Genomic DNA, 12,934 nt, shown 5'->3' with positions numbered 1-12,934 from the left:
AACGTGGCTGGTCACGGAAGAGATTCTGACTAACCGCCGCCCCCTCCACCACCACCGCCTCCTCCACCGCCCCCACCGCCGTCTCCACCACCACCACCTCCCCTTGGGGACCGCTCTGCATCGGCCCCTTGGCGAACTCCGGCAAGGTCATCACCATCACCGGCCCGCGGCTGGTGTTGATTTCCGCTGAGACATCCATCCCAAGCGCCTGGCGTGTGGCGACGTGCTCTTGGGCCTCTTGCTGGGCCTGCGCCTCCAGGAAGTCATTGCCTTTTTTCAACAGCGCCTGGGTTGCTGCGCTGTTGGCCACACGATTTAGCGCCTGCTCAATCGCCAACTCGTTCTTGCTGTCGAGCGCGTAGAGCACCTCGTCCACATCCGGGTCGCCCGTGATGGATTTCCGCTCAGGCTGCGAAGAGTCGTGTGGCGCATCCCTTCCCCCTGACCCGATGGAGCGCTGGGCTAGAGGTGGGAAGGCATCGGTTTGCCCGACCGCTTCACTGGGAGAGCGTCGTGCTTGCTCGTGCTGCGGGAACCCATCAAGGCTTGCGCCTTGCGCGCTTCGTGTGTCGTCGCGAACGAAGGGATAGGGTTCTCCACGGTCGCGATACTCCTTCCACTCCTGGTGGAAGCGTTCGTCTTCCCGATCGGCCGCCTCAATCTCTTGTTGCAGCTGGCGCAGCGAGCGCATGGTCTCTTCCAAGAACAGGGCGCCACCCGGGTCTGCGGCGCTGCGATCCTGGGCCGGGATCGATTGGGCCTGCTGGTTTTCCGCGTCTGCTGGCTCCTTGGGAAAGCGATTCTCTACGCTACCTCCCAGCGATTGCCCGTATGCCTGCGCGAGGTATGCAGGCGATAGCGCTGGCGCGTCATGCTCAGCGAGAAACATGTCCGAAGGACGGTTCTGCTCTGACTTCGTTTCTTGCTCAGGATTGCTAGACGCTGCGGACTGCGATGCAATCAACGGCTCTGCTGTCGCAGGCGTTGCTTGGGCCATGACCCGAACCGGCGCTGCCTCCTGCTCACGCGCCATATCTTGCTGGCGGACCGACGCTTGCTCCATCTCAACCTGCTGCGTTTGCACGTGGCGAGACAGCGCTGACAGCCCCGCATCGGCCTGCACGCTCTGGGAAGGTTGGCTGTCCTGCTCCGGGCCTTCGGAGGAAGACACCTGGACGCGGGCGGCGGCGCGGCTCTCCATTGCCTGCATTTCCAGCGCGCGCTCTGCCTCTTGTGCTTGATGCGGCTGCGCGTCACCTGGACCGGGCGTCTGCTTCAGTGGGTCAGGTGTGTCGTGCGCCAGATTTTCGCCTGTCTGTTGGTTCTGTGTCTCTGGCCGCTGGCGCGCGTTTTCCTGTTGCGACTGAGGACTCGTTACTTGGTGAGCCAGCGCGGCATCTTGAGCATTCCGCTGAGTGTCTGGTTGCTGCGAGGCTTGCTGAAATTCGTCCTGCCCCTGCGCTTGCTGAGCCTGACGTTCCTGGACCTCAATTCGCGTTGCTTCTTGAACCTGGCGGTATTGCTGCTGCTCGCGCTCTTGGTTGTCCTGAGCCTGGCGCTCTTGCGCCTGACGTTGCTGGACGTCCCTTTCCTCATGTTCCTGCAGTTCGCGCTGTTGGCTGGTCTGCGCTTGGCGCTCCTGCACCTGGCGCTCTTCCTGTTCGCGTTGCTGCTCCGCTTGGCGTTGACCTTCCAGCGCTGTGTGCACCTGGAGCGCTTGCTCGCTTTGTGACCTGTCTTCGTGCTCCGGCTGTGCCTGCTGGAGGTGCTCGCGCACCTGCGCTGTGTGTTGCTCTTGCGCGAGGCGATCTTGCTGTTCGCGTTCTTGCTGCGCCTGCGCCGCGACAGAGGCTTGCATACGTGCCTGGATATCCAGCACTTGCTGCGGATTGGACGACTCGGAGGTCGAGGTGTCCGCGTCTGCCGTTCCCTCAAGCACGCGCCCAAGGGTCGGCGATTCTCGCCGATTGCCTTGCGTCTCACTCAGCGCCTGCCGAATGTCATCGCTGCTGGTCACAGCCACCACGCGTGTGATGCCATCGGGCCCTTTCTGCAGGTGTGCGATGGGGCTGTCATAGCCGTATTGCCCAGCCTCGTTGCGCTGCAACTGCTGCATGGTCGGCCCGGTGATGCCGTTGGCGTCCCTGGTCCGCTGCGCGGCCAGCTCCACGGCCTGCTGGGTCTGCGGGTTGACGTTCAAATCAACGCCTGCGGCCCGGTAACGGTGCAGCAGCTCGTTGTGCTCCATCTCTGCGGCCGTGGGTGCCGGACGCGCTTCAATCGCCGCCAGGGTCTCCTGAGCGCGCTCCAGCGAAGACTGGCGCATCTGGTTGGTGAGCTCCAGCTCCGCCGCCAGGTTGCCGCTGGCGACGCCATCCTTGCCGGCCCATTGTCCTGACTCGTTGCGCTGGTAGGTCTGACCATCGTGGCCTTGCACCCGATCCGGCTTGGCAAGAGCACTTTCCACGGCGGCAGGAACGCCCACCCCATAGTCTTGCCCGCGCTGGGCGGCATGGCTTTCGAGGTAGGCCTGCGCAATGGCCTCACGGCCGGTGCCTATGTTGGTCTCGATCCGGGCCAGAGCCTCCTGATTCAAGCGTTGTGTCTGCTCCGCGCTTGCGATTTGTGGCTGGTAGACGCCGCGATCATCCGCACCCGCCACGCCGGTCTTAACCTGGCGCTCCCACGTCTCTGTGGCTGGATTGCGATGCCAATTTTGATTGTCCAACCCAATCCGGTCACCCGGCTGGGCAGGCAAGTTGAACGGGTCCTGCGGCGGGGGCGCTTTGCCCAGCGCGAACTCGGCGGCTTTGGCGTTGGCCATGGCCCCCAGTTCCTGGGATTTGGCGTAGCTGGCACCCACCGCTTCCTGGGTGGGATGTCCACTGGATAGGTCGAACGCGGCTTGGCGCTCCCAATCCCGCCCATTGAACTGCCACTCCACCCCGGCCTTGTCGGTCTGGTGGTAGATGGCGCGGTTGTCCAGCAAGTCGGCGCCTTTGTCGAACGCCTTGCTCATCAACAGCGCGTCGCCCACAACCAAGGCCGCAGGCACGAAGCCGCTACCGCCCAGCGCCACCGCAGTGGACGCACCACCGGCCCAGCCGCCCGCGTTGCGGGCCAAAGCATGGGTGACCTCGGATTGCGCGGCGGTGGCGTTGCCTTGTTCCAGCAGCTCGGCCGAACGGCGAGCAGTAATAACTGCGTCTGCCCCCGTCGCCAGCAAGCCACCCGAACGCACCAGGGTGCTGGCCGAGGCATTGCCGAGCAACACTTCCATGGACGCGGCACCGCTTTGACCGCGAGGAACTCGCAAAGGTCTGGCGGCTTCCTCGCCCAAGGTGTTCTCCACTACAGCCACGCCACCGGGTGACATGGTCAAGCGACCATTGTGGTAAGCGTCGGCGATGGCCTGGGATAGCCCATGGCGCTGAAGATCGAGGTCGCCGCCAGCCAGCAGCGGCTGTCCAGAGCTGTGAAAGTGCTGCAACGTGGACACGATACGGCTTTCGTTGTGTGTCACTCCGCCCCATTGGCGTGCATTGGCACTGGCCTGGGCGTGTGCATCCAACTGCGTCGCGTTCTGGGCGGCGTAGCCGTCCGGGCCGCCGAAGAATGCCCGGGTGACAGCTCGAGTTTGGTCTATCTTTTGCCCCAGCGCTTTGTTGGTGCGCAAGTCGCCATTGATCAGCGCAACCTGCACGGTGTCGCTCAATCGCTGAACCTTAAGCGCAACTCGATCTAAGGCATCAGGATCAGGCTTTTGGAGCAATATCGCCTGCCCGTCTTTCGTGGACGCCAAGTCTTCGAGGGCATCTTTCATACCAAGGGAATATTCCTTGATATGGCGTCCTGTATGTGGCGTAACCCCAATGGCACGGGCAAGAGCCTTGTCGTTTGGCAAATTAATCAGATTAGTGGCCGCATCCTTATTTAACCGACCGTTGTCGACAAGCACCTGTAATAAAGGATCAATCTCAAATGACTTCTGATCGACGCCGTGGTGCTGCTGAAAGAGGGGCTTGCCTGCCATGATCTAGGGTCCGTCTTTGTCAGCTGATTGGATCAGATATCCGATGCGTCGATGAAAGAGATGCCGCTAAGTTCTGCCACGTCAGGTATTCCAGCTTCGTGAACCGCGTCCTTAAACACCTGGTCACAAAAAACAGACGGGTTGAACGGCAACCGGAACACATGCGACTGTCCCAAGACTTCATTTCGGAAGGCAAGGCTGGCTCCGCCCCCCAACGAATAGAACTTCCCACGCACATAATCGTCATTGACCTTGATCTTAAGCCTCGACAATCCTTCATCCAAGGCATCCAGCTCTCTAACAACGTCGCATAAGAAGCGACGCGGCCCCTTAATACCATCGGCCAAACGGTAATCCACCTCAGCGAATGCGAAGGCATTTGGATCAACCAAGCACATGACGTCATGGAGTTGCTCAGACACCAACCAATAACCGCCGAACCCTGGCTCCAGATCACGAGGCTCCGGACCTGCAATGGGGTCATAAGTCATCTGCGGTTGCTCGAGCATCGAGGGGAAACCGCCTTCTTGCGGACGCAGGATCACACACGGCGGCGAAAGCAGCTGGCGGAGATTGTTGAACCTCACTCCGCAGCGCGGCCCGTTGCTCTCCATGTCCGACACGAACATATAGAAGGCACCCGGCGTCGGCTGATTAGGTCTTGTTGATTGCATACGTTCCACCTCATCTTTGGTGCTTTGATCTCAACTTACGTGAACAGCTTAACTCCTCAACTTGCCCGCCTAGATAGTGGAGCATCGGCGGCTGCCCACCTAGCCGCAAGACCGACGTTCTGCAGGCCACCGATGATCAGTTAGCCCAGCACTCTTAATGCCCAAAAGACTTCGGCTCACTTCAGGCGCTCGGTGACCTTCCTGTCGGCTTGGCCAAGTTACAGATTGCGCCAAGCATCCGTTGGTTAGAAATGGCAGATCATCGCTTCCTTGTGAGTGTTTCCGCTCAGCAGTTCACCGTGTCGTAGAGCCATAGCCCGTCAGAATTTCCATTAGCGCCAATACCGGCGGCCTCAGCCGCCTCCTTGAATACCCAATCACAAAAGACGCCATCGTTGAACGGAAGTTTAAATACATGCGCATTTCCGAGCACGTCACTCTTGAAAGCCAAGCGACTACCACCCGCAAGGCTGTAATACTTTCCAGCCTCGTAATCGTCGCTGATTTTTATATCGAGTTCCGAGGCTTCCTCATCCAAAGCATCTAACGTGCGAACCACATCGCAGAGGAAGACGGTCGGACCTTTGGAACCATCGGCCAAGCGATAGTCAGTATCAGCAAAGGTGAAGGCCTCCGCATCCACAGATTCCATCACCTTGCGGAGCCGCTCGGAGACCAGCCAGTAGCCACTGAAGCCTCCCTCTAGATCCTGAGGTAACGCCCCTTCCATGGGGTTGTAGATCAATAGTGGCGTCTCTCTCAACGGAGGAAATCCTCCTTCGTCCGGCTGCAAAATAAGCCGGGGCGGCGTCAAAAGAGCCTGCTCATTTTCGAAGATCACCCCGTGGCCCTTTCCTCCACGCCGGCCGTCCGGCAGCAGCTCGAAAAACTCGCCCTTTTTGGGCTGATTGGTCATGTTGGTTTCCATGTGTTGCATCCCGTCCACAGGCTCACACCCTTGGATTGCTGTGACCGAAGTCTAGCGCCATCATCGGCTGCATGGGCATTCAACTACTCCTGTCAGCCAATCTGGAGTTTGGCAGAAGGCCTGGGTTGATAAGTGCGACTTGTTCTTCAGCGTCTGCTGCTCGATCTCATGATGATCTTGAAACCGACGTCCCCCCGTGCGTGCTGAAGCAGCTGACGAGGTAGAACGCCAAGGTGTTTTGCTCCACCACCGCCTAACGCCTGAATTAAGCCGACCCGCAGCGGGGCAGCGAGTACGTGCTAGCGTAGCGTAAAGCACGCTGGCGCTGCCACGATGTGGGGTCGGCTTGAACGAATTGTTAGGCCCATGCCCACCAGTTGACCGCAAGCCAGTAGAGCGCTAAATTGACTTAAGGTACTCAACATACCTTCCGCTAGCAGTGCCCGCGACTGAAACGCGGTTTCTTTTGCGCCCATAGTTTCTATGGCCGAGTAGCGTCCAGTCATACAAGACCCGGCTTGCCGGGGAAAGCTGGGGGCCGTCTAGCGGCGGTGTTGAAGTACTCGGTCGCCCTCTCAACAGGGGCGTAACTCAACAATCCGCTAGGAGCACCACTATGGCCGTAAAGAGAAAGACTGCGCAGCCGGAACTGCGTTTTTTAACCGTTGGCTATCAGGTCTACGAAAGCAAGCATAAAGATGTAGAGCGCCGGACCCTGCCGAGACAGGTACCGTTCTTGCGTTTGAGCGGAGATTGGTTGCAAGCGGCAGGATTTTCCGTAGGCCACAAAGCACAAGTGCAAGTGACTGAACGTGGCATCACAATCATTGCCGAAGAGTGATACTAACAATGCCGCAGACGGATCAGTTTCCGTCTGCGGCATTCTGCTTTTACGGGCCTAACGCCTGAATTAAGCCGACCCGCGAAGCGGGTTCGGCTTGAATGAATTGTTAGGCGCCAAGCCCAAGTTTTCCGCGGTAGGGCGCCAAGAGCAGATCGTGCACATTGTTTACGCGAGTCAGAAGACTAGAGATAGAACCACTGCGGATCGAAAGCTCTTCCGAAAGTGCTTGAAGTTCTTCAGAACTGCACGGCTGCCGCCTGAACATCACGAGTGACGCCTGATGGGCCACGTGGTCTCGGTGAGGAATCTCGGCCTGAAGGTCTTTGACAAGCTGTGAGTCTGAGCATGTCTTAGCGAAGACTTTCAGGAGCGTACCAAGCGCTGCGTTGTCGTAGTCGCTGCCTGTGAAACCGAAGTGCAGGTCGATACCTAAGCGATGCTTGGCAATGCTGAAGTAGTTCCGCAAGTAGGTCTTTAGCAGTGCCTCAATGAGCTGATAGCCGCCAAGCGTCAGGTTGGCGATCTCTTGATAGCTCTTTGCTGCGGATGCCCGATCTGTGTCCATGGCGCCTAACACCAGAATTAAGCCGAGCCGCGAAGCGGCTTCGGGTTGAATGAATTGTTAGGGCTCACTACCTGATCCCCATGGTCGCTTCATATTTGACGCAAAGAGCGAAGAGGCGATTGAAAACAGGTTGGTTGCCAAAAGCACGCGCAGCCACAGCATACGAAGTAGCGCTACGATAGAAGTAGTTTGCAATATCTTGACGATGTTCTGGCTCGCGTGGCGTACCTAGCATTCCGGAGGTGTGGAATCGCGGCGGATCACCACCGTACATGTCCATTATCTGAGGTGACGCGGCGTGAACATAGCCGGAGTATGCCTTGCTGAGCGTTCTTGACGCGCCAATGTGACCACTTGGATCAGGAGTTGCTATTGGGGACTGCGCAATGTAGGCGCGAATCTTTTTGCGCCTGACCATCGGACGATCTTGAGTAGTAGGTAAGCCTGTCGCAGGATCAAACTCTTCTGCAAAGAAAGCTTGCAGGTACTCAGTATGGACCGGTTGCTCCCCGCCATAAATGAGCGGAATGGACAGGAAAATGACGTCTTCTCCGATCTCATCGATCAATCGTTGTAGAGCGGCTTGTTCTTGAAAGAATCCAGACTCAAGAAGCGAGGCCGCCGCACGAAGGCCAGATGGCAGGCGAGCAAGCTTTTGGACGATCGCTTGCTGAGGAAGCTGCTCGATATGACGATAGACAAAACCACCCTTGAACGGGACGGCATGTGGCGGTGGTGTTGTCGACTCCCCGTAAAATTGATCCATCCATAACTAGAGGTCTCCGGGCACACTAGCCACCAAGGAGACCAACGATGCGCAAGAGCAAGTTCACCGAAAGCCAGATTGTCGCCACGCTGAAGCAGGTTGAGGGCGGCCGCCAGGTCAAGGATGTGTGCCGTGAGCTGGGCATTTCCGATGCGACGTACTACGTCTGGAAGTCCAAGTACGGTGGCATGGAGGCAGCCGATGTGCAGCGCCTTCGCGACCTGGAGACCGAGCACAGCAAGCTCAAACGCATGTACGCCGAGCTCGCCATGGAAAACCATGCATTGAAGGATGTCATCGCAAAAAGCTGTAGACCCGGCGCACAAACGCCCGCTTCTTGCCTGGCTCGTCGAGCAGCATGGCTGGAGCGAGCGCCGGGCCTGTGCGGTCGTTGGCGTGGCTCGCTCGACAGTGCGCTATCGGCGTCGTCCCGATCGCGACGAGGAGGTCATTGCGCTGTTGTCCGAATTGGCCGAGCGTTTTCCCGAGCGTGGTTTTGGAAAGCTCTTTCAGATCATCCGCCGTCGCGGACATGTGTGGAATCACAAAAGGGTGTGGCGCGTGTATTGCCTGATGAAACTCAATCAACGTCGTCGCAGCAGGCGCCGGGTCCCGACGCGTCATCCACAACCGCTGGCATGCGGAGAGCGACCCAATGCTGGATGGTCGATCGACTTCATGTCCGATGCGTTGTGGGATGGTCGACGCTTCCGCACGTTCAATGTCATCGACGATTTCAGTCGGGAAGCCTTGGCGATCGAAGTGGACTTGAATCTCCCGGCCGCCCGCGTCATCCGCACCTTGGAACGCATCGCAGCCTGGCGCGGCTACCCCGCCAAACTTCGCTTGGACAATGGCCCGGAGTTTGTCGCATTGGCCTTGGCCGAGTGGGCCGAGCGCAAAGGCATCGCCTTGGACTTCATCGAGCCGGGGCGTCCAATGCAAAACGGTTTTATCGAACGCTTCAACGGCAGCTACCGGCGCGGCGTGCTGGACATGCATCTCTTCCGCACGCTGAGCGAGGTTCGCGAACAGACCGAACACTGGCTGGCCGACTACAACCAGCAGATCCCGCACGACAGCCTGGGCGGGCTAACGCCCGCCGAGTTCCGTGATCAACATCAACCGCAGACCTCTAATTTTGGCTGGCATTGAATTACGGGGAGTCGACAGGAATATCTTCGATCGCTGGCGCTTTGTAAATGGGGAAATCCTAGCCGCGATCACGGGATTACACGATGGCGAGCGGACTCTACCATTGCGGGGCTTCCAGCCTCATCCAGCAAGGACGCAGGCGTATGAAATACACCCCCAAAAACAATGGCGTAACAGCAAGTCCGCCGACGCGGCTGCTTGATCGAGTGCGCGACCGCTTGCGCGTTCGGCACTACAGCCTGCGCACCAAGCAGGCGTGTCTCAGTTGGGCACGGCGCTTCATCCTGGCCAGCGGCTCTCTACCGCAACGTACTGCGTATCGATCGGCATCACGTGTCCGACGAAATCCCTAGTATTCAAGATCTTGAGTAGTGGCGTCACAGTGCACAACCATGCAGTCACGACGTCCAACGCCAGAAACGAAAAAACCGCGCAATGCGCGGTTTTTTCGTCACACCTTTTGCCAACCGATCAAGGACGACGCGCCAGCGCCTCCACATCCTTGGCCTTTGGCAGCAGATCCTGCTTGGTCACCGCGAACGGCCCGATGCTCAGCATCGGCACTGCGACGATGATCGAGGAGATCACCACGATCACCGCGCCGATCATGTGCGTCTCGGCCAGGCCTTCCATCGACTCGCCCCCGTAGATGTACAGGGCCAGCGCCGACAGGAAGAACATCACCGCGGTGATCACCGTGCGCGACAGCGTCTGGTTGATCGAGCGGTTCAGCACTTCCAGCGGCTCCACGCGCAGCGCACGGAAGTTTTCGCGCACGCGGTCGAACACCACGATGATGTCGTTGATCGCAAAGCCCATCACCGACAACAGGCCGGCCAGCACCGTCAGATCGAACTCGCGGCCGGTCAGCGACACGAAGGCCACCGTCACCAGCAGGTCGAACAACGCAGTCAGGCTGGCGACCACCGCGAACTTCCACTCGAAGCGGAACGCGATGTAGATCAGAAAGCCCACCAGCATGAACACCGTGGCGTACACGCCGTTCAAGGCCAGATCCTTGCCGACCTGCGGGCCGACGAATTCGCCCGGCTGCACGGTGGCGGGGTTCTGCGCGGTGCTGACGGCCTTGCGCACTTCTTCGGCGACGGTGGTGGCGGCATCGTCGCGGTTGTTGTGCTGCTCGCGCGCCTGCAGGCGAATCATCACCTCGTTGCCGCCGCGTGCGTTCTGCACCTGGGCATTTTCGAAGCCGGCCTTGGCCAGCTGCTCGCGCACCTGGTCCACGTCCACCGTCTTCTGGAACGAGGTCTGCACCAAGGTGCCGCCAGTGAATTCCAGTGCGTAGTTGAAGCCCTTGCCGATGATGATGCCGACCGAAGCAATGGCGAGCACCAGCATCAAGATCAGCACCGGCTTGCGCAGGCGCATGAAATCGATCTTGGTGTCGTTCGGGATCAGATGAAGCGGAAAAATTTTCATTCAAAGATTTTCCTGGAAAGTCCGCACATGGATGTGCGGGCTCTTGCGAGGGACTCGCATTTTACCTGCGGGCTCTTGCGAGGGACTCGCATTAAATAGCGACAGACTTCAGCTTCTTGCGGCTGCCATAGATCAGCACCGCCAGCGCGCGCGATACGGTGATCGCAGTGAACATCGAGGCGAAAATACCGATGATCATGGTCAGCGCGAAACCCTTCAGCGGGCCGGTGCCGAACGCGTACAGCGCCACGCCGACGATCAACCCGGTCAGGTTGGCGTCGAGGATGGTGCCACCGGCCTTCTCGTAACCGGCAACGATCGCCGACTTGGGCGGCACGCCGAGACGTAATTCCTCGCGGATACGCTCGTTGATCAGCACGTTGGCGTCCACCGACAGGCCGACCGACAACGCCAGACCGGCAAAGCCCGGCAACGTCATGGTGGCGCCGAACAGCGACATCACCGCGATCACGATCAGCAGGTTGAACAGCAGCGCCGCCGAGGTGATCGCGCCGAACATGCGGTAGTAAATGGTGAAGAACACCAGGGTGAACACGAACGAGAACACCACCGCAGTGACGCCGCGCTCCACGTTCTCCGCACCAAGGCTCGGGCCGATCACGTATTCCTCGACGAAATCCATCGGCGCGGCCAGTGAGCCGGATTTCAGCAGTTTGGCCAGGTTCTCGGCTTCGGTCTTTTCCAGACCGGTGGTCTGGAAATTCTTGCCGAACACGCCGGCGATGCGGGTCGGCGACAGCGCTTCTTCCTTGACCCGCACGCTGCGCACTTCCTTGCCGTCGACCATGGTCACGGTGGGAATGCGCTCGATGTAGACCACCGACATCAGCTTGCCGACATTGGCGCTGGTGTAGTCGAGCATGCGCTGGCCGGCGACGTTGTTGAGCGTCACCGCCACCGCCGGCATGCCGTTCTGGTCGTTGCTGACGCTGGCACTGACCATCTGATCACCAGTCACCAGCGCGCGCTTGTTGAGCAACACCGGCGCATTGCTGTCGCGCAGCCGGTAGACCTTGGCTTCCGGCGGAATGGTGCCGCTGCGCACTGCGTCTTCGGCATTGCCTTCGACCACCGCGCGGAACTCCAGCGAGGCCGTGGCACCGATCAGGCGCTTGGCCTCGGCGGTGTCCTGCAGGCCCGGCAATTCGACCACGATGCGGTCTTCGCCCTGGCGCTGGATGGTCGGTTCGGACACGCCCAGCGCGTTGACACGATTGCGCAAGGTGGTGAGGTTCTGTTCGATCGCGCCGCTGGCGATCTGCTTGAGTTCGGCCTCGGGGACCTTCACTGCGATGTTCTGGCCACTGACGTCATAGGTCAGCGTTGGCTGCGCCTTGGCCAGCGCGGTACGCGCGGCATCGGCGCTGGCGCCCTCGCTCAGGCTGACCTGGATGCTGTTGTCGCCGCGACGCTCGACCGAGCGATAGGCGATGCGGCCATCGCGCAAGGTGGTGCGGATGTCTTCGGCAAAGCCGTCCAGGCGCTTTTCCAGCGCGGCCTTCTGATCCACCTGCATGGCGAAATGCACGCCACCGACCAGATCCAGGCCCAGCACCATCGGCCGGCCGCCAAGCTTGGCCAGCCAGTCCGGCACGGTCGAGGCCAGGTTCAGCGCCACCGTGTAGTTCTCGCCCAGTTGCTGGCGTAGCACGTCGTTGGCGCGGGTCTGAGCCTGCAGGTTGGGCAGACGCACCATCAGGCTCTCGCCTTCCTTGGTGACGGCCTTGGGCGTGATGCCGGCGCTCTTGAGGTCGGCGTCGATGCGGCTACGCAATGCGTCGTCGAGTTGGGCACCGCGGCTGGCGGTGATCTGCACGGACGGGTCTTTCTGGTAGATGTTGGGCAACGCGTACAGCGCGCTGACCGCCAGCACCAGCAGGATCAGGAAATACTTCCAGCGAGGAAATTCGAGCATTGCGACAGTCCCGCGCGACACCATCCCGGCGACGCGCCTAGCAGTGAGAACGACTTCAAGCGGCCAACACAAGGTCGCGAGCAATCGTCAGGTGGATGCGGGCGGTGCCGGGACGGGAGTATTGCGACCCACCGGTTCCCGGCACCGACTGCGCCCGCCTGACGGTGCGCGCAGTAGTTTTGGAGCCGCTCTTAGCTGGCGGACTTCAGCGTGCCCTTGGGCAGCACATGGCCCACGGCACTCTTCTGCACGCGGATGCGCACGTTGTCGGCCACTTCCACGGTGATGAAGTTGTCGCCGATGTCGCTGATCACGCCGGCAACGCCGCCGGAGGTGATCACTTCATCGCCGCGCGAGAGCTTCTCCAGCAGCGACTTGTGTTCCTTCTGGCGCTTCATCTGCGGGCGGATCATCAAAAAATACATGACCGCGATCAGGATGATCGGCAACGCGAAGGTGGACAGGCTTCCCATCGGGCCGGCGGCCGGCGCGCCACCGGTGGCCTGCGCCTGGGCGACGGGGATCAGGAAATCGAGCAGATTCATTCAATGCATCCTAGTTTAGTGCCAGCGCGCCAACCGGCCCGCTCGCTA

The 12,934-nt window shown here is 59.9% G+C and carries 9 protein-coding genes and 1 pseudogene; 2 read left to right on the top strand and 8 right to left on the bottom strand.

What is annotated here, in order from left to right:
* Positions 1-29 precede the first annotated feature (29 nt).
* The 3 genes and pseudogenes from NDY25_RS18855 to NDY25_RS18845 all read right to left on the bottom strand — a co-directional run bounded on the left by NDY25_RS18855 (position 30) and on the right by NDY25_RS18845 (position 5,635).
* A pseudogene (locus NDY25_RS18855) lies at positions 30-4,036 on the bottom strand (hypothetical protein).
* Between the two features lie 29 nt (positions 4,037-4,065).
* Positions 4,066-4,662, bottom strand: coding sequence for a DUF1629 domain-containing protein (locus NDY25_RS18850; protein WP_154845064.1), 597 nt, complete (start codon positions 4,660-4,662; stop codon positions 4,066-4,068).
* Between the two features lie 331 nt (positions 4,663-4,993).
* Positions 4,994-5,635, bottom strand: coding sequence for a DUF1629 domain-containing protein (locus tag NDY25_RS18845; protein WP_154844714.1), 642 nt, complete (start codon positions 5,633-5,635; stop codon positions 4,994-4,996).
* A gap of 616 nt (positions 5,636-6,251) precedes the next feature.
* On the opposite strand from NDY25_RS18845, the gene NDY25_RS18840 reads away from it, so the two are divergent.
* Positions 6,252-6,476 (top strand): SymE family type I addiction module toxin, encoded by a 225-nt coding sequence (locus tag NDY25_RS18840; protein ID WP_080640084.1) that lies wholly within the window; start codon positions 6,252-6,254, stop codon positions 6,474-6,476.
* Positions 6,477-6,585: 109 nt separating this feature from the next.
* Here the strand turns inward: NDY25_RS18840 and NDY25_RS18835 are convergent, their stop codons facing one another.
* The gene (locus NDY25_RS18835; protein WP_029819656.1) at positions 6,586-7,044 is read right to left on the bottom strand and encodes a hypothetical protein; all 459 of its coding nucleotides are present in this window, start codon (positions 7,042-7,044) and stop codon (positions 6,586-6,588) included.
* Positions 7,045-7,111: 67 nt separating this feature from the next.
* A complete protein-coding gene (locus NDY25_RS18830) occupies positions 7,112-7,810 on the bottom strand; it encodes a hypothetical protein (RefSeq protein WP_168957306.1) in 699 nt (232 codons plus the stop codon).
* A gap of 47 nt (positions 7,811-7,857) precedes the next feature.
* Here NDY25_RS18830 and NDY25_RS18825 point away from each other — a divergent pair.
* Positions 7,858-8,965 (top strand): IS3 family transposase gene (locus tag NDY25_RS18825; protein WP_256627624.1). Its coding sequence is split into 2 segments (ribosomal slippage): positions 7,858-8,114 and positions 8,113-8,965, totalling 1,110 coding nucleotides; the frame shifts between segments, so codons are not numbered across the junction.
* 471 nt (positions 8,966-9,436) lie between these two features.
* Here the strand turns inward: NDY25_RS18825 and secF are convergent.
* From secF to yajC, 3 genes are all read right to left on the bottom strand, one after another.
* On the bottom strand, positions 9,437-10,405 hold the full coding sequence (secF, locus tag NDY25_RS18820) for a protein translocase subunit SecF (protein WP_168958390.1): 969 nt from the start codon (positions 10,403-10,405) through the stop codon (positions 9,437-9,439).
* Positions 10,406-10,496: 91 nt separating this feature from the next.
* Positions 10,497-12,341, bottom strand: coding sequence for a protein translocase subunit SecD (secD, locus tag NDY25_RS18815; protein ID WP_043907395.1), 1,845 nt, complete (start codon positions 12,339-12,341; stop codon positions 10,497-10,499).
* A 191-nt stretch (positions 12,342-12,532) separates the two neighbouring features.
* A complete protein-coding gene (gene yajC / locus NDY25_RS18810) occupies positions 12,533-12,886 on the bottom strand; it encodes a preprotein translocase subunit YajC (RefSeq protein ID WP_006448914.1) in 354 nt (117 codons plus the stop codon).
* Positions 12,887-12,934: the final 48 nt, after the last annotated feature.

Source organism: Xanthomonas hortorum pv. pelargonii (assembly GCF_024499015.1).
In the GTDB taxonomy this organism is placed as follows: Bacteria; Pseudomonadota; Gammaproteobacteria; order Xanthomonadales; family Xanthomonadaceae; genus Xanthomonas; species Xanthomonas hortorum_B.
Note: the sequence above shows the minus strand (reverse complement) of the source record. Positions and strands in the feature narration are given on the sequence as shown.